Source organism: Shewanella sp. SR44-3, assembly GCF_014163735.1.
GTDB lineage: Bacteria > Pseudomonadota > Gammaproteobacteria > Enterobacterales > Shewanellaceae > Shewanella.
This window is the reverse complement of sequence record NZ_JACJDV010000016.1, coordinates 36,093-59,043: the sequence shown is the minus strand read 5'-3', so window position 1 is coordinate 59,043 and position 22,951 is coordinate 36,093. Positions and strand designations below refer to the sequence as shown.

General features: G+C 44.1%; 21 protein-coding genes. 12 read left to right on the top strand and 9 right to left on the bottom strand.

What is annotated here, in order from left to right; all coding sequences use genetic code 11:
• Positions 1-68 precede the first annotated feature (68 nt).
• Entirely contained in the window at positions 69-344 is a 276-nt protein-coding gene (locus H5073_RS10185) for a hypothetical protein (RefSeq protein WP_182679451.1), read from the bottom strand.
• 1,014 nt (positions 345-1,358) lie between these two features.
• On the opposite strand from H5073_RS10185, the gene H5073_RS10180 reads away from it, so the two are divergent.
• The 7 genes from H5073_RS10180 (at position 1,359) to H5073_RS10150 (ending at position 7,816) form a co-directional block, all read left to right on the top strand.
• Positions 1,359-1,940, top strand: coding sequence for a helix-turn-helix transcriptional regulator (locus H5073_RS10180; protein WP_182679449.1), 582 nt, complete (start codon positions 1,359-1,361; stop codon positions 1,938-1,940).
• 80 nt (positions 1,941-2,020) lie between these two features.
• Positions 2,021-3,172 (top strand): chromate efflux transporter, encoded by a 1,152-nt coding sequence (chrA, locus tag H5073_RS10175; protein ID WP_182679448.1) that lies wholly within the window; start codon positions 2,021-2,023, stop codon positions 3,170-3,172.
• A 44-nt stretch (positions 3,173-3,216) separates the two neighbouring features.
• A complete protein-coding gene (locus tag H5073_RS10170) occupies positions 3,217-4,101 on the top strand; it encodes a LysR family transcriptional regulator (protein ID WP_182679446.1) in 885 nt (294 codons plus the stop codon).
• 503 nt (positions 4,102-4,604) lie between these two features.
• On the top strand, positions 4,605-5,798 hold the full coding sequence (locus H5073_RS10165; RefSeq protein ID WP_182679444.1) for a class I SAM-dependent rRNA methyltransferase: 1,194 nt from the start codon (positions 4,605-4,607) through the stop codon (positions 5,796-5,798).
• A gap of 147 nt (positions 5,799-5,945) precedes the next feature.
• On the top strand, positions 5,946-6,659 hold the full coding sequence (gene bla / locus H5073_RS10160) for a subclass B1 metallo-beta-lactamase (protein WP_182679442.1): 714 nt from the start codon (positions 5,946-5,948) through the stop codon (positions 6,657-6,659).
• 199 nt (positions 6,660-6,858) lie between these two features.
• Complete coding sequence (locus H5073_RS10155; protein WP_182679441.1) at positions 6,859-7,254, top strand: hypothetical protein; 396 nt, start codon at positions 6,859-6,861, stop codon at positions 7,252-7,254.
• A gap of 121 nt (positions 7,255-7,375) precedes the next feature.
• Positions 7,376-7,816, top strand: a complete 441-nt coding sequence (locus H5073_RS10150) for a hypothetical protein (RefSeq protein ID WP_182679439.1) — start codon at positions 7,376-7,378, stop codon at positions 7,814-7,816.
• A gap of 458 nt (positions 7,817-8,274) precedes the next feature.
• Here the strand turns inward: H5073_RS10150 and H5073_RS10145 are convergent, their stop codons facing one another.
• Positions 8,275-9,993 (bottom strand): amidohydrolase, encoded by a 1,719-nt coding sequence (locus tag H5073_RS10145; RefSeq protein WP_182679438.1) that lies wholly within the window; start codon positions 9,991-9,993, stop codon positions 8,275-8,277.
• Positions 9,994-10,345: 352 nt separating this feature from the next.
• Here H5073_RS10145 and prfB point away from each other — a divergent pair.
• Both prfB and lysS read left to right on the top strand, forming a co-directional pair.
• Positions 10,346-11,444, top strand: a protein-coding gene (prfB, locus tag H5073_RS10140) for a peptide chain release factor 2 (RefSeq protein ID WP_182679436.1) whose coding sequence is annotated in 2 segments (ribosomal slippage) — positions 10,346-10,420 and positions 10,422-11,444 — 1,098 coding nt in all. Because the reading frame shifts where the segments join, the coding sequence is not laid out codon by codon here.
• A gap of 47 nt (positions 11,445-11,491) precedes the next feature.
• Positions 11,492-12,994, top strand: coding sequence for a lysine--tRNA ligase (gene lysS, locus H5073_RS10135; protein WP_182679434.1), 1,503 nt, complete (start codon positions 11,492-11,494; stop codon positions 12,992-12,994).
• Positions 12,995-13,119: 125 nt separating this feature from the next.
• On the opposite strand, the gene H5073_RS10130 is transcribed toward lysS, so the two are convergent.
• The 4 genes from H5073_RS10130 to H5073_RS10115 all read right to left on the bottom strand — a co-directional run bounded on the left by H5073_RS10130 (position 13,120) and on the right by H5073_RS10115 (position 14,851).
• Positions 13,120-13,353, bottom strand: a complete 234-nt coding sequence (locus H5073_RS10130) for a transposase (RefSeq protein WP_182679432.1) — start codon at positions 13,351-13,353, stop codon at positions 13,120-13,122.
• The gene (locus H5073_RS10125; RefSeq protein ID WP_182679431.1) at positions 13,337-13,552 is read right to left on the bottom strand and encodes a hypothetical protein; all 216 of its coding nucleotides are present in this window, start codon (positions 13,550-13,552) and stop codon (positions 13,337-13,339) included. Before H5073_RS10125 ends, H5073_RS10130 begins: the two co-directional genes overlap by 17 nt.
• A 270-nt stretch (positions 13,553-13,822) precedes the next feature.
• Positions 13,823-14,383, bottom strand: coding sequence for a PepSY-associated TM helix domain-containing protein (locus H5073_RS10120; protein ID WP_182679430.1), 561 nt, complete (start codon positions 14,381-14,383; stop codon positions 13,823-13,825).
• Complete coding sequence (locus tag H5073_RS10115; protein WP_182679429.1) at positions 14,384-14,851, bottom strand: DUF4920 domain-containing protein; 468 nt, start codon at positions 14,849-14,851, stop codon at positions 14,384-14,386.
• A 114-nt stretch (positions 14,852-14,965) separates the two neighbouring features.
• On the opposite strand from H5073_RS10115, the gene H5073_RS10110 reads away from it, so the two are divergent.
• Positions 14,966-17,209 (top strand): TonB-dependent receptor domain-containing protein, encoded by a 2,244-nt coding sequence (locus tag H5073_RS10110; RefSeq protein ID WP_182679428.1) that lies wholly within the window; start codon positions 14,966-14,968, stop codon positions 17,207-17,209.
• A gap of 99 nt (positions 17,210-17,308) precedes the next feature.
• On the opposite strand, the gene H5073_RS10105 is transcribed toward H5073_RS10110, so the two are convergent.
• Both H5073_RS10105 and H5073_RS10100 read right to left on the bottom strand, forming a co-directional pair.
• Positions 17,309-17,536: a DUF350 domain-containing protein gene (locus tag H5073_RS10105; RefSeq protein WP_041405858.1), complete on the bottom strand. Its 228-nt coding sequence runs from the start codon at positions 17,534-17,536 to the stop codon at positions 17,309-17,311.
• 11 nt (positions 17,537-17,547) lie between these two features.
• On the bottom strand, positions 17,548-18,687 hold the full coding sequence (locus H5073_RS10100) for a hypothetical protein (protein WP_182679427.1): 1,140 nt from the start codon (positions 18,685-18,687) through the stop codon (positions 17,548-17,550).
• A 480-nt stretch (positions 18,688-19,167) separates the two neighbouring features.
• Here H5073_RS10100 and H5073_RS10095 point away from each other — a divergent pair, with 480 nt between their 5' ends.
• Positions 19,168-19,485 (top strand): response regulator, encoded by a 318-nt coding sequence (locus H5073_RS10095; protein WP_220488029.1) that lies wholly within the window; start codon positions 19,168-19,170, stop codon positions 19,483-19,485.
• 392 nt (positions 19,486-19,877) lie between these two features.
• Positions 19,878-20,459, top strand: a complete 582-nt coding sequence (locus tag H5073_RS10090; RefSeq protein WP_182679426.1) for a GNAT family N-acetyltransferase — start codon at positions 19,878-19,880, stop codon at positions 20,457-20,459.
• Between the two features lie 93 nt (positions 20,460-20,552).
• Here the strand turns inward: H5073_RS10090 and H5073_RS10085 are convergent, their stop codons facing one another.
• On the bottom strand, positions 20,553-22,943 hold the full coding sequence (locus H5073_RS10085) for a Lon protease family protein (protein WP_182679425.1): 2,391 nt from the start codon (positions 22,941-22,943) through the stop codon (positions 20,553-20,555).
• Positions 22,944-22,951: the final 8 nt, after the last annotated feature.

Here is a 22,951-nt window from a genome sequence, read left to right as displayed (position 1 = left end):
TCCATAAAGAAAACACCGCCAAATGGCGGTGTTTTTTTATGTCTTTTTATCCCGATTTATATTTAAGCTTAGCGATTTAACTTACCAATGTGGGTTAATTGTGCAGGGCCATTGAGCGGCTTATATACATCGACCATCGCAGGATAAACCGTACTACCAGGCACCACTACTTCTGCATTACAAAAAAACGAGTAGTTGATTCCCGAGACAACTTGGCTAGCCACAGCCACGGGTGAATATTTAACCCCAACAAAATGTTCCATCGCATCGGCAAATGCAGCTTTAGCTTCAGGATTGATTTCACTGGTATAAGGTCCGAACGCGCCTAGCATTTGATTTGACATGGTATGACTCCATTAAATTTACTATCCATTATTTGCACATGTTGCCACGCACTTTTTTGGCTTGCATCATGCTCATCAAGCCCAGATAAATCTAGTCAGAGCTTAAGATAACGGCAATTTTTCCCCTGCATAAAAGATTAAAATCAGGCGTTCAGTTGATTTGCTATAAGCAATCTTTGTCACCAAAGTAGGGGGGGACGCAGCGTTAGATGTCATTAAGGTTACAGTTCGCTTGTAGAGAGCTAGATAAAACTTATCAACGATGATGAGTATTCAAAAAATACTGTTCACACCTTAATTTTCAGTACCTAAATACAGCTTTCGCAGGAAAATTAACTTTATCCATTATTTAGAACGGATGGAATCATGGAATATTGAACGTTGGCAGTGGCGTCGATTGGCTTTACTTGAACGTAATACCAATCCGCATAAATATGTGCTCATTCAGCGAGTGTTATAAGGGAGGGTAGGCAAGGCGGCCGATGGAAGGCCTATCGGGATAAGTCGACATCGGCCAACACAGCATACACCCCTTATAAACTCGCCCTGCGGGAGCTTGTCAGCAGCCCGACTACTGCGCCAAATTGTCTCGCCATAGCCACACTATGACGTCACCAATTTGGCTTGTTTTCGAACCGCTGACATAGCTCTGAACTGATCAGATATTTATAAGGATTGGTATAAGTTGGAAGTGGATTATGTTGGCTGCTATGTTTGTTTATTTCGCGTGAACATATGAAAAATTTGGTGCAGAGTTAAGTGATAATCTAGGTGATTAAGCCCAAGAAAGTGGTTTTTTAGTACTGAATAACAATTGAAGGCTAGCACTCGCTGATTCGCATTCTGAGTTTTTGATTATAGATTTAGCTCAATTTTTCACGACTACAGCTTCTATAACATGCGGAAAATGTAACGTGACAGGAGTCTGTCGCTAAGTTGGCGTAAATGTGTCGTATACAAGGAAGGGTTTTCTTAACAGGATATTGATTCAATATATTCTAGAGAGAAATCATAATGGAAATGAAAATAAACACTGAAAAAGTTATCGCCGAGCGTAGATTGAGAGCTTGGAGCCAGCAGCACTTAGCTGATGCTAGTGGCGTAAGTTTAAGAACAATACAAAGAGTCGAAAATAATGGGACTAGTTCGCTGGAGACAGTAAAGGCACTGGCATCTTGTTTGGAATTAGAGGTGAGCTCGCTGTTTGTGCCTGATATTATCCCGAGAAAAGCCCATTATAGAACTAAAGTGGCTGTTTTATCATCCTTAGTTATCGCTATATTTAGTAATGTTTTATTTCTATCACCCTCATCTGTGGCGTCAGATATTAGTATAAAATCACAGAAAATAGAGTCATCTATTAATAATGATTACCGAGTTTTCAGTCAGGGTGTTGAAATATTTTTGCCAAAAGATGTGACTTATGAAGTGCTAATTGATTCTCAATGGGAAACTGATACTCCATCTGTTGCCAGTGGTAGCGTTAAGATCTATTTAGCAGGTTCAGTTATTTTAATTGATAAAGCAATAATTTCAAAAATGGAAAATGGAACGAAAATTACAACAGATTATGCCAAATTATCCAAATTTCATTAATATGTAGCTAATGAGGGGCATATTGGGGGTATAGTATTTTGAGTGTTCGTCCCTTTTAACCTTTAGACAAGGCATTCATTATGTGGCAAATTTTTATCCGTTTTCTCACCTTAGGCTTAATCAGTTTTGGTGGTCCCGCGGCGCATATTGGCTATTTTAGACAACTATTTGTTAATGAGCTTAATTGGCTTGATGATAAGCGCTACGCAAGTTTTGTGGCCTTAAGCCAATTTATGCCAGGACCAGGTTCCAGTCAGGTTGGCTTTGCAATTGGCTATCACAAAGGTGGTATTCTTGGTGCTTTGACCGCTTTTATCGCCTTTACTTTACCCTCCTTTATGCTGATGTTTTTACTGGCGGTGACTAGCTCCCATTGGCTTGATAATGCTCAGGTGGCTGGAGCAATTCACGGCTTAAAGCTGTTAGCACTTGTGGTGGTCGCTCATGCAACTTTAGGAATGTTTAGCCAGTTTTGCCAGCGTAAAACAGCACAACTTCTCATGTTGGCGACCGCTGCGATAATATTGAGCGCCCCAGCGATGTTAACTCAGTTGGTGGTGCTCATCATTGCAGCCATGATAGGCACAGTGTTGCTAACGCGGGGCGCAGATACCCAAGTCGAACAGTCGCCCATAGTGCTGAATTATTTTTGGCTGCTGTTATTTTTTATCGGGCTGTTAAGCTCATTTTATTTTATTAATCATCACGATAGCTTAGCCCAAGTGTTTGCCCAGTTTTATCAGGTAGGCAGTTTAGTCTTCGGTGGCGGCCATGTGGTACTGCCACTATTGCAGGCCAATGTGGGCGAACTTGTTTCCCCTGACAGATTTTTAACTGGGTATGCGTTAGCACAAGCTATTCCAGGGCCCATGTTCACCTTGGCAACTTTCCTTGGCGCAGATCTTTGGCATGAATCGCCTATTCTAGGGGCGTTAGTGGCAACGTCCGCAATATTTATTCCAGGCTTTCTACTTATGCTAGTCGGGCTTAAAAGCTGGCATGCTATCAGTGAGCGTCCAGCCATAGCTGGTGCCATTGCGGGGGTTAATGCCGCTGTAGTAGGTTTGCTTTTAGCCGCACTCTATCAGCCTGTGTTTACCACTGCTGTGCTCACGCCTTTGGATATGGCATTAGTATTACTCGGCTTTGGTATGCTTAAAATATTTAAACCCAATATAGTATTATTGGTGCTGGGTTTTAGCCTAGTTGGCGCCTTGATAACTTTTTTTTGATGGATAAGCGTGAGACATAAATTGAGTAACTCCCAGGGTTGTCTATGAACGTCCAAGGAATGCGCGCCTTAGTGCTAACGGCCGAACTTGGCTCAGTATCGGCTGCAGCAAGGCGCATGGGTAAGCGCCAGTCTCAGGTAAGCCAATGGCTGAGTAACCTTGAATTAGATCTTGGGTTGACATTGTTTGAGCGCACTCAAAACCAGATTAAGCTTAATGCTGCAGGGGTGGCGCTATTGCCAAGTGCCATTATGGCGCTGTCTCAATGGGATAGTTTTCAAGGCGCGGCCGAGGTGTTAGCGCTGCAAGGCAAGAGCACCTTAGTGATAGGCGTAGAAAACTATATCCCCATAAGCTGTCTTAATCAGGCCGTTGTGGCATTTTGTCAAGCCTTTCCTAAGGTCAACTTAGAGATTGTTAGTGATAGTCGTGATGCCTTGCTCATTGATTTCAAAGACAAATATATCGATATTGTTGTCGTCAATGAAGATTTAAATTTGGCACAGTTACAATGGGGGTATTGCCGAGTAGGCAATTATCAAGACGTGTTCGTGGTGAACCCAGAGCATCCGTTGGCAGGTCAAATTTGTGATGGCCGCGAATTAGCACAATACCGTGAGTTGGTATGGGGCAGGGGTGAAATGAAAGCCGGTATGCTTGATGTCGGCTTTAGCAGCCACTATTGCATCAGCCCAGATCTATCCCAGTTGCTGACCTTGCTGGGTCAATTACCTGCTTACAGCCTGCTACCTAAAGTGTTAGTGCAACACAAGTTGGACTCAGGCGAATTAGCTATACTAAACCTCGCCAATGAACTGGCTCCCATGGCGCGCTTTACCCAGATGTTTTGGCATCATGGTTTTGAACTCAGCCCCCTAGGCAAACCCTTGCTAGCAGAATTGAAAGCGGCACTGAGTCAGATGACTTAAGTTTTGATGATGGCTGCATTTAAAGCATTAAGTTAAACCTGTTAGCATTGAAGTGTGATCTAATCGGAACACTATTTCTCATCCATCGATAAGCATATCAAAGTACGCTTTGACCACTAAACGGCCACACTTAATTTAATAGGCGCATCATGATAGTTTGAGAGACGACCTTCTGCTTCTTATTTTAGATAGTTGGACGTTGAAGAGAGCTATAGGGAGCCAGTTAATGTTATAAAAAGTTACGTGTGTCGACGAGTAAATTTAATGCTGAGCCGAACATTAAGCCTGCATTGTGGACTGCAACTTTTCCTGTCTAGAATCCCAATGAAGTTGGGATGCTTTTGAGCGTGCTTGGTATTGGTTATCGATGGGATGGATGCCGTTACAGCATTTTTGCGTAAAACACGCTATGATCGCGCCATTAAACTCATCGCTGCTTATTGATGGCACTCTAGCATGCATGAGTTGTTATTATCCGTCCCCCAATTATATTAGGCAGTATCATGGCTACCAGAATCAAACTTAAACCTGGCCGAGAGCGTTCATTAGAGCGTCGTCACCCTTGGGTGTTTTCTAACGGCATACATAACGTTAATGGCAGTAAGCCTCAAGCGGGTGACACTGTTGATGTGGTAGCTCATGATGGTCGCTGGCTTGGCCGCGGTGCTTGGTCAGCTGAATCACAAATTCAAGTGCGTATTTGGACCTTCGATAAAGAAGAGACCATAGACGCTGATTTTTTTGCGCGCCGTATTCAACGAGCCCAAGCGGGCCGTGAAGATCTTATTCGTGAGCAAGGCTTAACGGGTTACCGTTTGATCGCCGCAGAATCTGATGGACTGCCAGGGATCACAATCGATCGCTATGCCAACGTGCTGGTGTGCCAGCTACTTAACACAGGGGCAGAAAAATGGCGCGACACAATTGTTGAGCAATTGGCGCTGCAATTCCCAGATTGCGCCATCTATGAGCGCTCCGATGTGGATTCAAGGAAGAAGGAAGGTCTAGAACCAGTACAAGGTTTATTGCACGGTGAGTTGCCAGCTATGCCCGTTATCATAGAAGAGAACGGCATCAAGATAGCGGTCGATGTAGTAAAAGGCCATAAAACGGGTTTTTATCTGGATCAGCGTGATAATCGCGCCATCGCGGCACGTTTTGTGAAAGGTAAATCCGTGCTTAATTGCTTCTGTTACACCGGCACCTTTGGTTTGTATGCCGCCAAAGCGGGTGCTGCTAGTATCGAAAATGTCGATGTGTCGGCATTAGCACTGCAAACCGCGCGGGATAATATGGCCATCAATGGCCTCGATGACAGCCATGTTAATTATCATGAAGCCGATGTATTCAAGTTACTGCGTCAATATCGTGATGAAGCTAAAACCTTCGATGTTATCGTGCTTGACCCGCCTAAATTTGCTGATAATAAATCCCAGCTCAATGGTGCCTGTCGTGGCTACAAAGACATCAATATGATTGCCATGCAGTTGCTTAATCCTGGCGGTATATTGTTGACCTTCTCTTGTTCAGGTTTGATGGAGTCAGATTTATTCCAAAAAGTGGTTGCCGATGCAGCCCTTGATGCTAAGCGTGAAGTGCAGTTTATTGAGCGCATGCATCAAGCCAGCGACCATCCTATTAGCAGTGCTTTCCCTGAAGGTTATTACCTTAAAGGACTTGTCGCCCGCGTGTGGTAAATTAGATTAAGTGATACGTGTTAATTCAAAAATGCAGCCATCTAGGCTGCATTTTTATTGCGTACATAAAAGCGCTATCTTGTTGGCATTTAATGGAATAGTGCTTAATACTTGGTTTTTATGTATTTAATTCAAGAGAGGCGGTCTATGCGCTTTATTCTGTGCTTATTGTTAATGATGTCGAACTTGGCTTTTGATGCTCAAGGGGCGTCAAAACTAAAAATTGCTCAGTTATCCGCTACTGTTTTCCAGCATACATCACTATCAGATGTTGACACGTACGGCTTGATGGCTGGTAATGGCTTAATCGTTATTGAGGGGAAGCAGGTTTACTTAATTGACACGCCTTGGAGTGCCGCGGATACCAAGACCTTAATCCAATGGGTTACCGCTAAAGGCCTCACTATTGGCGGGGTTATCATCACCCATTTCCATCTAGATTCCAGTGGTGGGCTTGCGGTATTCAATAAATTAAAAATAAAAACGTATGCTACAACACTGACAAATCAATTATTAAAGGCCAATAACCGCGAGCCGGCAAACAATGAAATAACCTCCGACATTTTTGATTTAGTATCTGGTGCTGTACAGGTATATTATCCAGGACCTGGGCACACTCGGGATAATGTCGTGGTGTGGTTAGCCAAATCTAACTTACTTTTTGGTGGTTGTTTGGTGCAAAGTTTTAATAGTAGAAAGCTACTTAATATAGAAGATGCCTCAATTAGAGATTGGCCGAAATCATTGCAAAATGTCATGGCTAAATATCCAAACATAGATATGGTTATTCCAGGGCATGGCCAAATAGGGGACGTGAGTTTGTTAGAGCTAACCCAACAGCTTGCAAGAAAATCCTTGTGATCTTGATGATTAGGCTCATGATATAAGTTTGGTATGTGAACATAGCTTAAGTACTAAAATGCAGCCTAATAGGCTGCATTTTTATTGACTAGAATTGCAATGTTGAGCAATAACAAGCAGTATAAGCACCGTTTTTGCATCGGATGCACATACAGTATTATGGCTACTTGAGCATGTCGTATTTTAATCGGGAAGGTTAATGAATAAGATTTTAATTCTAATTTTAGCGATTGGTGGTTATTACTATTATGAGCAGCACTCGAAGTCTCAACATGAACGCGTGTTCGATGTTGCAAATAACCCTATGTCTACAGATGAATATATCGGATTGTGGGAACGTAAAGCGATTCAGATGTGCGAAGTTAGTGCTAAAGATTACAATATAGATATAAGATTATGCCCCACATATATAACGGAAAAATTTCCTAAATGTAAAAGCAAACTACCCAGTCCTTTGCCAAAAGTCATAGATAGCAAAAAACTGGGTAGTGAAGTGATAGCTGACTACTTCAGCTGCATTGCACCTTGGCCTCATTGCAAAGGACAAGAGATCATTAGCGACTTTGAATATAGACAGTATTGTACGGATGTGTAGTTTTACATCCGATTGTTCTTAAACGAGCTAACTTTGTAATTTCGGCTATTTGGCTAACCTTTCGAGTGAAGGATTTAACTGTGGCATTCATTGTCAAATGTATTTTTAAAAGGAAAGTAATATGAAAGCACTATGTGGCCTATTTTTATTGGCATTAATAATTTCTGGTTGTGCTTCAACTCAACCTGTAAACATGGGATACCTTGCTACCGAAGCGACGAAACTTTCACCAGAGTCGAATGTGCACTTTTTGGAAATCCCTAGCCGAGGAGCAATTAGTGATGTGGGCTCGATAGCCGTAAATGGTGGTGGGGCTGCTAATCAACTTAGAGCTGCAATGCAAAATCTAGGGAAGTCAGAAAATGCCGCGCTAGTAATTACTAGTGTAAATCCAGACTTACCTAAGGCACATATTCGAGGAGCTTTGAGTCAGCTGAACGAAGTAATTCCAACCTTGTTAGTGATTTACGCTGGTGATGTCGAGCACTCAAAGGAAATAGAAACCATGGTGAAGTCAAAAGGCATGAAATATGGCTTTATTGACACGATGAATAAGCCATAGCCATATACGAGCGTGTTCATCATTCAGTGTCAAGTTAATTTCACAGAACGATATATCCGTCCAAGCGGCCTTAGAAGTGGATTGATAGCTGCGATAGCGTCAAATTCCAATTCAGCACAGGGTGAGTTCAGACAATTTATAATGGGCTATCCACTGTTAAATTTTAACAACACATTTTAAATCAGTGTGTTAGTTGGTTTATAAAGAGATGAGTCATGGCAAGCCTGTATGCCGGAATATCAGCCTAATTGGTGCTTCAAAGTAGCGGCCAAAATAGTTATCCTCAATAGCTAGTCAGCAGGTTGATTGGTGAATAATACATTTAGTGCAAACATCCTTGAACATATCTATCCATTAACCGCCTTAAGCGAACCCCTATCGGCTAACTTAAGGTGGTTCACATCAGGCGGTTAATATAAGGTGACTGCGGTATCACTTATTTATGCTGAGGCTGATATTTACTCCTGCGCCTCAAATACCACTTCTCCTTCCAGTAATGTCATTAACAGTTGAGTGTTTGCGATTTCCGTTGGGGTCATTTTGGTGATGTCGCCATCTAAGATAGCGAGATCGGCAAATTTACCTAGGGTGATGGAGCCGGTGACTTTCTCTAACCCTAAGGCTTTGGCAGCATTGATGGTGTAAGCGTCGATGGCGCTATTGATATCAAGCGGCCTTGGCATGGTGATGGCGCTGGATATGCCAACTAATGGATTGATATCATTTACATTCCAATCACTGCTTAGGGTGGTGTTAGCGCCAGTTTGCCAAATGGCCTGTACTGGTAACAAGGCTTTGGCGCGCTGCTTGCCTAGGTAAGGGATGGCCCAATCGTGATCTCCTGTGGCTATGTCATGATTGCCTACCTGAAAATCGGCATCGACCTTAAGCGCTGCAAAACGCGGGATATCAGTGTCTGCCACCATCTCAAGATGAGTCATGCCGTAGGGGCGAGTGACGCCTTGCTTTCGCATCAGCTCGATTGCATCCAAACCATTACGCACTCCTGCATCCCCTATGGCGTGAATATGAGCGCCAAAGCCTAGATTATTCAGTTTCACCAGCCAAGTGCTTAGCTCGCCAGCAGGAATGTAATCCACTCCCAAAGGGCTATCAGTCAATGGGCTGTAAACATAGGGGCTTAATACTCTGGCGGTGCCGTTATTGATGATGCCGTCAGTATAGATTTTCACTTGATTGACCAGTAATAACTCATGGGTATCATCAGTTTGAATGCGTTTAAAAAAGGCGAGCTGCTTTTGCGCATCTTGGCCTGGATACACCCAAGGACGCAGGCTGACTCTGGCGGTTAAGGCATTATCTTTTGCCACTTGCTGCCAAGTTTCATACCAGCCGCGCTGCCAATAAAGGCGGCCATCACCGATGCTTGTGATGCCGTGTTTGGCCGCTTCATCTAAGCCATTAATTAGGCTCTGATAGTTGGCCTTGGCTCTATTGGGCTGGGCGTTCCAGGCAAGCTCCATCAGTTCATCGCCTGCGGTATCGAGTAATACCCCTAAAAGCTTGCCCGTTTGTGAGTCTTTAAGGTACTTGCCCCCTTGAGGCGCAGTGCTTTTAGCCGTTATTCCGGCTCTTGCCAAGGCGATGGAGTTAACCCACATGGAATGAGAGGTTTGCTCCATGATGGCAACGGGTCTATCTGGGTAAAGTGTGTCGAGAATTTCCAGCGGCGTTTGCTCACCACCATCAACTGATTGATAGTCTAATAAAATGTCCAGCTCATGGCCGTAACCTAATAGCCATTCGCTGTCAGTGTCTTGATTGCCACAGGCTTTTAGCTCGGCGATATAACCCACTAATAAATGAGCTTCATCTAGCAGGCAATCGCTGCCTATGTCGCCGGCGGCTTCAAACACGTGGTTATGATTATCGATAAAACCTGGCATCACATAAGCGCCTTCAAGGTCGATAATTCGGGTCTGGCTGCCCACATGTTCTGTCATAAAGACCGTGGTGTCATTGCTATTGCCGATATGGACAATTTTACCGTCACTTATGGCTAAGCTACTTGCTAACGGATAGCCATAAATCTGTCCATTAGTGAGCAAGGTATCGGCTAACTCTTCTGTGGCGCAGGCACTTAACGAGCTTAAAGCAAAACTTGTAAATAAAGCGGTTAAAACTAGCAGGGCGGCGCTGAAGGGATATTTTTTCATCGGCTAAACTCCTTGGGAAATTTAGGCCATTATCAGGACTTTTTTAGATAGAAAAAGTTAGTGGCTATCACCAATTGTTGATAGTGATAACTGTGATAGGTGGAGTCCTAGCTAAATAGCCTACATTCCTTGGCTGTGCTTTCGTCGTGCTTGAGCTTCGAAAATTAAAATAGGATGACCTGAGACAAGAATAAAGTTTAGTTGTTTGGTTAGGTTTTTGTACTGAATTAACATTAAAAAAACTCTGCTTTGTGGGGCTTTTGAGGCGGGCTAAGGGCTAGGTTTCAGGCTGGGCTTAAGGTAGAATGGCCGCCGATAAATTCTATTTTTAATTGAAGAAAGTTGAGTATTCATGTTTGAAGTCAATCCGGTAAAATTTAAAGCTAAGGACCTTGCTGAGCGCACAGTGCTTCTTAGGGGGTATCTTTGACTACGCTAATAAGAAAGAGCGTTTAGAAGAAGTTAGCCTTGAGCTTGAAAGCTCTGCAGTGTGGAATGAACCAGAGCGGGCCCAAGCCCTAGGCAAAGAGCGTTCAGCGTTAGAGGCTGTGGTGAAAACCATCGATGATTTGGATTCTGGCCTTGAAGATATTGAAGGCTTGGTTGAGCTTGCCATCGAAGAAGACGATGAAGACACCTTTAACGAAGCCAGTGCTGAGTTGGATGAGCTAGAGCGTCGTTTGGAAGATCTTGAGTTTCGCCGCATGTTTTCAGGCCCTAATGATAGCGCGGATTGCTATCTGGATATTCAATCGGGTTCGGGTGGTACTGAGGCTCAAGATTGGGCCAACATGGTATTGCGCATGTACCTGCGCTGGGGTGAAGCCCACGGTTTTAGCCCAGAGCTCATGGAAGTGACCGATGGTGACGTGGCCGGCATAAAAGGCGCAACCATTAAATTCACCGGTGAATATGCTTTCGGTTGGCTGCGCACAGAGACTGGGGTGCATCGTTTAGTGCGAAAATCGCCATTTGATTCTAGCGGTCGTCGCCATACCTCGTTCTGCTCAGTGTTTGTCTACCCAGAAATTGATGATGATATTGAAATCGATATCAACCCATCAGAGCTGCGTATCGACACGTACCGCGCATCTGGCGCCGGTGGTCAGCACGTCAACAAGACTGAATCTGCTATTCGTATTACTCACTTACCCACAAATACCGTGGTGCAGTGCCAGAGTGGTCGCTCGCAGCACAAGAATAAAGATTCAGCGATGAAGCAGCTTAAGGCTAAGCTGTATGAGCTTGAAATGATGAAGCAAAACGTGGACAAACAGGCCGCCGAAGACGCTAAATCAGACATAGGCTGGGGCAGTCAAATTCGCTCTTACGTACTGGATGACGCCCGCATTAAAGACCTACGCACAGGGGTTGAAAACCGCAACACCCAGACTGTGCTAGATGGTGATTTAGATAAGTTTATTGAAGCCAGCTTAAAATCAGGACTTTAACTAATTTTCCTTAAATTGAATAATTTAGGGCAACACGAGAAAATATCATGACTGAACTAGTACAAGACGAAAACAAACTGATTGCCGAGCGCCGTGCCAAGTTAGATCACATTCGCACTCAATGCCCTGCTAACGCCCATCCAAATACGTGGGAGCGTAGCCATAAAGCCGCGGAACTGCAGGCGCAGTACGGTGAAAACACTAAGGAAGAGTTAGAAGCCTTAGGTTTTCAGACCAGCATAGCTGGCCGTGTGATGGCAAAGCGTGGTCCTTTCTTGGTGATCCAAGATGTGTCTGGTCGTATTCAAGCTTATGCGGGCAAGCCAGTGCAGGGCGATCTGAAAGAGCGTTATCAAGGTCTTGATATCGGTGACATTATCGGCGTAAAAGGTCAACTGCATTTGTCTGGTAAAGGCGACTTGTACGTCAATATGGAAGAATACCAGCTGCTGACTAAAGCCCTGCGTCCATTACCAGAAAAATTCCACGGTTTAACGGATCAAGAAACCCGTTACCGTCAGCGTTACGTTGACTTGATCGTTAACGAAGAGTCACGCAACGCCTTTATTATGCGCTCTAAAGTGGTTTCAGCTATTCGTAACTTCATGATCAAAAAAGAGTTCATGGAAGTTGAAACCCCGATGATGCACGTTATTCCAGGCGGCGCTTCTGCGCGTCCTTTCGTGACTCACCACAATGCGTTAGACATGGCCATGTACTTGCGTATCGCACCAGAGCTTTATCTTAAGCGTTTAGTTGTGGGCGGTTTTGAGCGGGTGTTTGAAATCAACCGAAACTTCCGTAACGAAGGGCTATCGCCGCGCCATAACCCAGAATTCACTATGATGGAATTCTATATGGCCTATGCGGATTACCAAGATCTCATGGATCTCACCGAAGAGATGCTAAGTTCAATCGCCATCGATTTATTAGGCAGTGCGCAAATGCCTTACGGCGAGCACACGGTTGACTTTGGCGGCCCTTATGCCCGTTTGAGCATGTTAGAAGCGATTCAAAAGTACAATCCTGACAATGCGACTATTCAAGCCATGACTTACGAGCAAGTCAAAGACGTTGAATTTATGCGTGACTTAGCTAAAAGCCTAGGCATCAAGCTTGAAAAATTCTGGACTTGTGGTCAGTTATTGGAAGAAATCTTCGGGGAAACCGCAGAGCCTAAGTTGATGCAGCCAACTTTCATTACTGGCTACCCAGCGGACATTTCACCGCTTGCGCGCCGTAACGATCACAATGATTTTATCACTGACAGATTCGAGTTCTTCATCGGCGGCCGTGAAGTGGCTAACGGTTTCAGCGAGCTTAATGATGCAGAGGATCAAGACAACCGCTTTAAGGCGCAAGTTGATGCTAAAGATGCCGGCGATGATGAAGCCATGTTCTATGATGCTGATTACATTACGGCGCTAGAGCACGGTTTACCGCCAACGGCAGGTCAAGGTATTGGTATCGATCGTTTAGTGATGCTATTCACTAACACTCACACTATCCGTGACGTGATTTTATTCCCAGCGATGCGCCCACAAGCGTAATTGCTGCTACAGGCTCAGTTGTAGCGCTAAGAAGCTAAGTGAATAAAAAAACCAGCCTAAAGGCTGGTTTTTTATTTCCAAATTTAACAGGCAATAATAGCGCGGGGAAATCACCACAAGTAAACTTAACCAAGCTGTTGGTTTAGTTGGTTAATCTGCTGCTTTAACTGCGCTATTTTGGCCAGTATTGCTGTTTGTGGGGTGAAGGTTTGCTGCCTATCACTGTTTTGGAGTAACAGGTATAAGAATTTACTTGAAACACCATACTCTTTAGCCACATCGGATAATAAGCGCTTATGGAGTTTCACTTGTTTTATCATCTGTTGTTGCCGCTTAGGGCAATCAGGTAATCGATTCATATTGTGACTCCTTTGTGTTTGCAGCAGGCTTTGACGGTAAATTTTGAAGCTGTGTTCTTGTTGGCTTAGCTTCAACTTCCCATTGACTGAAGCCGATATGGGCAAAGAAAAATACAGTGTTTTGCCAAAGCTCGATAATGTTATCTAATGAGGCTAGCCTTTTGTCATTAGATGTCTGGCTAGAATGGTTTTTTGTCATCGCTATCTCCTTGCTGTGTCGATACCCAGTAGTGTTACTCACTCGCGGTAATGATTAGAATTACCTCTTTAGGGGTATGCCTTTGTATGGAAAGAGCGTGCCAACGTTGATTTTTTTATAAGGTATTGTTTAATATTGGTTTATATTTATGTCTTACTTGTAGTCAGTTTCCATCTTGGTCTAATTTGGTGCAATTGCCCTAATTTAACGGGCCTCAATGGCTTGTGGCACTGATGATAGCGATCAATACAAGTAAGTGAATGCAGTCAGTTACGCGAGCATGATAAAAGCCAAAGGTATCAGTAGGCCAGTTAGGGTCAACCATGTTTTTCGACTGCGGGTGATATCCAGTGTTTTAAACATAAACAGTGCCGATATTGCCAAAAATATCAATGCAATAGCATAAGCGTCGGCGAACCATACCCAAGCATTGCGAGCCTCATTAAGGTGCAAATAATTCAGCTCTGGTAGCACAGGGCGCCGGCTTATCATTTCACTGGCGACCATGCCAGAATCCAATGCGACGCTGAGCTGACTGCCGTCTTTTAAAAAGAGTTTATAGTGGCTTTGGCTGGCCCAGTAACCGGTTCTGAGCTTGCCTTCGATAGCAAAGTGAGCCAGTAAATGGGCTTGGATTTCACTCTCACTGGCACTGCCTTTCAGCTCAGGGAGCTGTTTGTGGCTGACAGAGACGTGATAATTGGGGTTCCAATCTTCAATATGGTTTACCGCTATCCCTGAAATGGCGTATACCAAGGTCATGCCAATGCAGAGATAGCCAATGTCACGGTGTAACAGCCTTAACCATTTACGTCCTTGGTTAGTTAGCATTTAGTGGGTTTCACGAATTTCAACGCCGATGGGCTGTAGTTGGTACAAGGTGACTGCTTCAATGGCGGCGCTGGCATCAAACACTTGTTGGTTTTTTTTCGCCTGATTTTCAAGGTAGCTACGGCTTTGCTCGGGGCTGAGCACAATCTCGGTTAACATCCCTGTGGCATAGGCGTGTTTGCCTCTTGCGCTGATGGGAAATACCATGTCGCCATCACGGACTTTTACCCGTAAACGCTCGCTGCTTTCTTGCGCAGCAATCTCCATCCAACATCCCCGTTTAGTGCACACAGACACTACAGTGCCTTCAATGGTAACCGCTTGTTGTAGATGTTCACTTGGGCTGGCCATTAATTCAGCAACAGGGATTAATTTTTTTAAATCAACCGCTTCACCAAACTTATCTGTAGCTGCTTGGGCTAAGGGAGCCAGTAAACCTGCCAGTAATAACAGCGTGTATTTGTTCATTATCTTTCCTTGAGTAAACAATGTAAATTAAATGAGAATCATTTGCATTTGGTGTTTTCATGGTATTAGAATGCCGCTGATTTTTCAAGCAAGCTCTTAAAAGGATTTAGTATTATGAGTGTTTCACCTGGTTATTTAGCTTTTATGGCGTTAATCCCTTGGGTTGCTCTGCCGGTATCTGCGGCGCAATCATCACCCAAGGTGGCACAAGCTGCGACTGATGTTAGCCAAGATAGCCCTAAAACAGCCGCAGATGCAAGCGATCTAGAAGTCATTCAAGTGATAGGCACAAGGCTGAACTTACAGCAAAAAGCCTTAGAAGTTCCCCGTTCTATGACCATAGTGACAGATAAATATATCCAAGATACTCAAGCTAGCCAGTTATCGGATGTATTGATCCAAACCCCGAGTATCAGCGTCAGTGATAATGACAGACCCTTGATGGGCGACATTAGCATTCGTGGTTTTGGCAACGAAAGAATTAACCTGCAAGTGGATGGCGTGACCTACAAGCAATACAGTGATGGCAGCAATAATAGCAGTTATATCAGCCCGCTAGATCTAGACCCAAGCATAGTTAAGGCTGTTGAAATAACCCGAGGTGCAGATGGCGTGGCAACCGGTAGCGGCGCTATAGGTGGGCAAATTAAAGTGGTCACCAAAGGGGCGTGGGATTACACCTCAGGCAATGCAGGTTCTGGTGTTTTACTGCGAGCTGGCATGGGAGATGCTGATGATATGCGCAGGGGAGGTGTGAGCGCTTATCATGCCAGTGAAGCCTTAGCAGTGGTCTTGCATGCAAATAGACGCACCTTTGGAGATGTAGAGGTTAACCCAAGGGACGCTGAAGGCTCATTACGAGGTCAAGCAGACAAGTTAGCAAACCAAGGTCAAAGCGATGATTTACGTCTTAAAGTTAACTTGGAAAGCCGCTTAGGCCGCTTCGATTCAGACACGTTTTACACTGAGTCAGAAATCGGCGAATTACCCTTTGGTAATAATCCTCGTTGGCTTGGGCAAGCGTTAACTGAAACAGAAACCGCGACTCGCCTGAGCCAGTCTTTTGGCTATCAATATCAAGGAGACACGCCTTGGCTTAATCTGAATGCCAAGGCTTATTACCAAGCTTACGAAAAAGAGCGCGATCAGCTAGGTAAAATCGTTTTAGGCCCCAGCGAATATCCGTTTAGTAGCTTAGCAACCTTTAAAGACACCAGCTTTGGTCTCTCTTTGACCAATAGTATTGCGCATGACAGCGGTGATTTTCGTGGCCAAGCTTTGATGTTTACCAATATTGAACGCAGTGAGTTTGATGATAAAGCAATGGATCGCTTAACAGATCGCAGCAGTACTTATTATGGCACTAGCCAAGGCGACACATTGGCAGCTGGCCTAAGCCATGAAGCTGATTACAGCACTTGGTTAAGCACTGAAGCTGGTATGCGTTTCGATGCCTTTAGCAATAGTTCAGACAACTACCCTGAATTTGGTGAAAACAGTGATCAACAATGGTCGGTAAACTTAGGTATGACGCTTAGGCCGACAGATTGGTTAAGGCTTTACAGTCGTTATAACGAAAGTTTTCGCGGTGCGAACCTAAGGGAGTTATACAAAAAAGATGAGTGGGTGTGCCATCGACCGAGTAAGGCTTGTTACAGCGAACCACAGCCAGATCTAAAGCCTGAAAATAGCCGTAATATTGAAGTGGGTATGGGGCTAGTGTTTAATGATTTAGCCTTTGCAGATCAAGTGCTGGTCAAGCTTAACTGGTTTGATACTGAAGTTGAAAACTACATAGATACAGCGCCTTATATGTACAAATTGGTTGATGGCCAAAAAGTGGCAGCGTCTCCTGCAGAAGCGACCCACAGGGATTATTCCAGCAAAAATATCGGCATGCTTTACTCAAAAGGCATAGAGTTTGAAATGACTTATCAATATGCATCTTGGGATGTATTTGCCAACTACAGCCGCGTGCGTATGGATGTTGAGGGTGTCCCCAACTTTTACTTAGGCACCATAGAAGCTGAGCGTCAGCCATACACTCGCGCGCCTCAAGATAAGATAAACTTAGGCGTTAGCTGGCAAATGTTCGACGAGCTGCGTTTGTCTTGGACGGCAAGCCTTGGCAAAGACATGCAGCGCTTACCTGAGCTGTATCTTGAAAATGATATGGACGCTAAAGGCTATCAAATTCACAATCTTTATCTGACATATCAAGCCCCTTGGCTCGCGAGCCTTGAGCTTAGAGCAGGGGTTGAAAACCTATTGGATGAGACCTATTCCATGTGGCCAGATGATGAAGATACTAGCCTGCCTGGGCGCAACGTAAAGCTTGCATTGAGCTATCACTTTTAGTGGTTAATCCAGAGTGCTAACGCATGTTAAGCAAGTTAAATAACAGTATTTAAACGCCAGTGCTTAAGGGGCAAGGCGATTGCCGTGCCCCTTATTTTTCTAAGTCATGGCGGCGGATACGACAATGCCGATGAAGAGTAAAATCGTGGATTGGAATATGGCGGCGGCGATATTGCCGGCTTTTATTTCTTCAATAAAATTAATCTTCCTAAAGATATATCTGTCTATGATAAGCAGCGCCACAACACTGACAAATAAGCTAATAACGGCATAACCTAAATTTATCAGCATGAAGATTATGTTTTGTTCTAGAGAGGTAATTTCCATTGATGTTATTCCTATTTAACGGCAATTTTGGGGGTAATCTTGTCTTCTACTGCAAAAGGCGTGGTGGGTAATTTACTCCAGCCTATGGCCCAAGCTGTGATGGGATCTAAACTGGCATATTTAAGATCTGCGCTGTAATAATTCATGATATCTGTGACCGCAAAGTCCTTAGCATTTTGAATATTATAAAGATCAGCTGCGCCAAACAGATGCAATATCTCATGGGATTGAGTTTGAGTCGTGGTATCAATCCGGTTTGTTGGGCCAATCTTTTTAGTCAACATCGCATATTCTATTTGGCAGCTCTGGTATTGTTTTCCAGCGGGGCAAGTTCTGGCAAAAGATCGTGCTTCGGCATTGGTATGAAAGACTAACGCAACTTGTGAGTCAGCACGGCCTTGGCTCAGGTTAGTGACAAAATCTTTAATACTGGCAAAACCTAATTGCTGAGCGAGCATGTCGTCAGCATAGCGAGAGAAGTCTTTACTTAATAGCCATTGGCGGCTCAAGCCTTTGGGGCTATTGATATAGAAGTAGCGAATATCGAAATTAAGATCGGTGATTTGGTAATTTGATGCCTGTTGTTGGTACCAATTGACGACATGCTTTAAGTTAGTATGATTTTGCATTCTCGCCTTGCCAGACCACTGGCTCCAGCGGCCATCATCAAGATAAATATAAGCAATAGTAATATTATTTTTCAATTGCTTAGCTATGCCACTGTCACGGGAGTCGCGGTAGTGGCTACGAAGATCCCGTTCTTGTTGGGATGCATTGATATGATTATTTAAACCGATGATTCTATTTTGGTAATCGCGTCTAACTTTATGCTTTGGTTTTAATGCTAATGCCTGATAATAAGACTCTCTAGCAGAATGAAAATGCAGCCGCTTTTCTTCTATGCTTGCTTTTTGTTCGAGTAACCATAAGTTTCCAGGTTTACCAATAAGTGACCCTTGGGCAAGTAGCTGCTTGATTTTCACCATGGCATTGTCATGGTGGTTATTTTTTAATTGCTGCTTCAGTGAGGTAAATTGCGCCTGGTAGCTGCCAGGAACCACAGGGTGCGCCGTGCCAGTCAGATCGAAAAACAGCATTAAATAAAGTAGCAGTAAAAACACTGCCGTTGCTACTAATGTCTTTCCTTTCAAACTATTAGCCTTCTTCCTTGTTAAACGGCTCTTAGATTACCACTCATAAGCAACTAAAATAAATCAACATTTGTCATGTTTTTGATCTTTTATTAGAGTTTCTTCCTGTGCTTTGGGGTTTTTTATATTCATTAGGATAAATCCTCTTAAGTAATAATATTTAGGGTTAGTGCTTGCTTTGCTATCGGTACATCTTTGCTTTCGCGAGGTTAATCCATGGTCGCTTGCAATTGATGCGTCCTTGATAGCTAATGTGCCTGTGGTTTGTAAGTGGTAGATGTCAAAAATTGGGTGTTTTGCATCCTTATGTATTAGCTTGATACATTTCGAAATAAAACCAGCTGGAATATAAGGTAGGATGAAGGCGATATAGCTTTGAGTACTAATTTTCAAGCAGTAATCTCAGGCGGTAATGCTGCAGTTTTCTTGGTATGACTAAGTAATCTCAGCTCGGGATAATAAATGGTGAATATACCCAGTATGAATAAACGTATTTTGATTGTTGATGACGATCCTGAGATCAGAGAGTTACTGGAAGAGTACCTAAGTAAAAATGGTTATCACACTCACAGTATTGAAGATGGTTCGAACTTAGAGACCTTGTTAAAGCAAGGTGATATAGATTTGCTTATCTTAGATGTAATGCTGCCAGGAGAAGACGGCTACAGCTTATGTCGCAGGTTTAGAGAAAAATATGCCATACCGATAATCATGCTCACAGCCAGAGGCGATGATATCGACAGAATTATTGGCCTAGAGATAGGCGCCGATGATTATTTGGCTAAGCATTGCCAATAAAGCGGTACAAGCCCATATGGGCGTATTGAGCTTAATAAACCGGCTCAATACATCAGGATTAAAGGTTCAAGTATTGCTTCCAATTCACTCCCTATGAGTATTGATAACCTCAGCTATTGATAATAAATACATATAAAACAGAGTTTTGCATCGCTAGTTGCGTCATTCCTTTACACAAGAGGACTTACAATAGACTCGCTATTGACGCGCAAATTCGTCTTGTTTTCAGCGCAACGTTCAAGTTTGAATGTAAGATATTGCATTTTTGATCATTCACTACTGTTTATCTATCTCTTAGCCCGAGTTGAGGTTATTGATAACGATAACTGCAGCCCAAGCTGATTGAAATTGTACGCAGAGCCTGCAATACGCCAACTAATGAGGATGAAATAATGTGGATGAAAGCTTGTACCTTAATCGGTAATTTGGTGGTATTAGAGCCGCTTTCTCTGGATCATGTGCCCGCTTTGAGTGAAGCCGTTATGGATGGTGAAGGCTGGAGGCTCTGGTTTGCCAATGTGCCAAGCCCTGACAAAATGGCCGATTACGTGCAAACAGCGATGAAAGCCGCAAAGCAAGGAGACATAGCGTTTGCGGTACGGGTAAAACAGACGGGGCAAATTATAGGCACCACACGGCTTTATAATGTCGACTCTACTAATCGTCGCTTAATGCTAGGTTATACCTGGTACGCGGCATCCGCGCGGCGAACTGGCATTAATACTGAGTGTAAGTTGTTATTACTAAAGTATGTTTTTGAAACTCAGCACGCCATAGCGGTAGAATTTAGAACCCACTTTTTTAATCAGGCATCACGTACCGCCATAGAGCGGCTTGGGGCTAAGCAAGACGGTATTTTAAGGCAGCACCAGATCATGCCTGACGGCTCATATCGCGATACTGTGGTGTACTCCATTATCGCTAGCGAGTGGCCTGCGGTAAAATGTCATTTACTTAGCAAGCTTGCCCGATAGCTATCTTTTATCGTCTAGATATCAGGGCACTTAAGCTGCTTGTTCAAGTGCCATTCTTAATGCTGGCTTGCCTTCTGCCTCGGGCTAATATCGTTAGTCAGTGGTTTTGCCCCTTTTGCTATCAGCCTTTAATAGCAAGCTGAGTTGCTGTTGGGCATGCTTTATAACCGGGTTATCTTGACTGTGTAGCGCCTCTTCACCTGCTTTAGCGGTCAAAATCTGTAACGCATGGGTTACGTGACTAATGGTCCAAATATGAAAATTCCCTTGAGCAATGGCCTCGACAATATCTTGCCTTAACATCAAATGATGGGCGTTGCTTTTAGGTATGATAACGCCCTGATATTGGCTGCGGCCTTTAATGCTACATACATCGAAAAAGCCTTCAATTTTCTCATTCACGCCACCTATAGGCTGAGCTTCACCGAATTGATTCATCGAGCCTGTAATGGCGATATCTTGCCTAAGTGGCTGTTGTGAGAATGCCGAGACGATAGCGCATAGCTCTGCCATGGAGGCGCTATCGCCATCAACACCGCTGTAAGACTGCTCAAAGGTTAAGTGAGTACAGAAGGGCAGTATGTTCTCTTTGGCGAAGATGGATTTCAAATAAGCGCTTAGGATCATCACCCCTTTGGAGTGGATTTTGCCTCCAAGCTTAGCTTGGTGCTCAATATCAAAAATTTCACCTTTGCCTTTTGCTGTGGTGGCGGTGATCCGAGTTGGGATCCCAAAGCTATGATCTGTGGTGCTTAATACGGACAACGCATTGATCTGGCCTATGGCCTCGCCTTGGGTCTGCAGCAACATGGTGCCGTTGGCAAAATCTTGCATCATGCTGTCTCGAAGGCGGCTGACTCGCTGCTCTTGCTTGAATAGCGCTTGTTCCACATGCTGCTTGCGAATGCTGCGAGCATTGGCTTGACGAGCACAATAGTTGGTCTCACGCAGTAAGTTTGCGATATCGGCTGAATGCAGTGACAGCTTATTTTGATCCCCAGCCTGACGAGCGCTGTATTCGATAATTCTGCCGATGGCGGTCTTATCGCAGGGCAACATGTGGTTGTCATGAACTATGCTGGCAATGAATCTGGCATAGTTTTCCTCTGAGCTATCTGTGCGGGGCATTTCATCTTCAAAGTCGGCGGTAACTCTGAAAAGCTCACTAAATTCAGCATCATAGTTTTGCAATAATTGGTAAGTCTGATAGTCGCCAAACAAGATGATTTTGACATTCAGTGGAATGGGCTCAGGTTCTAGCGAGATAGTGCCAGACAGGGTTAATTCACGCTCCAATGAGCTTAGGTTGAGTTTGCGTGAACGCAGCGCCCGTTTAAGACCGTCCCACACATAGGGGCGCTCGAGCACCTTGACGGCATCTATCATTAACACGCCGCCATTGGCTTTGTGCAAGCTGCCAGAGCGGATAAGGGAGAAGTCGGTAAACACTGTGCCTTTGTAGGTGGCGTTTTCTATGTAGCCAAAAATGGTGTGATAATTAGGGCTTTCTTCCACCACTATGGGGAAGGGCTGTTCACTTTGGCTGACCAAAACATTGACTTGATAGCGGCGCGGCAATTTTTTATCTAAAGAAGCATAGGCAAGACCAACTAACTCCTCACTTTCCTCCATAAAAATATCTATGTTATCAAGCATATCTTTATGCATGGCATTCAGATGAGCTTTGATTTGCGGCAGTTGGCGAAAGGTCTCTTTTAAAGGATCAAATGCCTTAGCTAATACCTTATTGGCAACTTGCTCGTTGTGTTTGTCTTGCTTATCGCTAAATTCATCTTCCCATTGCGCCAGTTTACGCAGGATCATTCTTAATTTGATATCCAGTGAGGAAATACTGGTTTCAAAGGCACTTTTTTCTTGCTCGCTAAGTAGATTAAATGAAGCCTCATCATGGGGTTCGTCACCATTTAGAGCAAATAGCTGATAATCACCTTCGGTGGAAATACTTAAAATAACGCCTTGTTTTTTTGCTTCCTTGGTCAGGCTTAATAACGCGGTCTCTTGTTTTTTAAGTAGTTGATTTTTAAGTTTTTCAGAGCGGGTGTAATAAATTTCGGTGTCAAATGCCTGCGGCAAGGCTTTCATCAGTGTAAGTAACGTTTTATCAATAGCTTTTTTAAGCTCAACGGCACTGCCCGCGGGGAGCTTAAGCACATTTGGACTGCGGGCATCATCAAAATTAGCCACGTAACACCAATCAAAAGTTTGCTGACCTTTTATTGGCTGGTGGCGGTTGAGGTACCTTTGCATCATAGTGCGCTTGCCTAAGCCATTGCGACCGACGGCATAGATGTTATAGCCCTTGTCTTTAATGGACATGGCGAACTCGACGGCCTGCTGGGCTCTTTCTTGACCGACGATTTCATCTAAAGGCGTAAGCTGCTTGGTGGTGCGTACATTAGCATCGAGATGGGTCAGGTTGGCGTTGGCGTAAACTTGTTGGGCAGTTAGGCGTTCTATGGTCATAGGCTTAC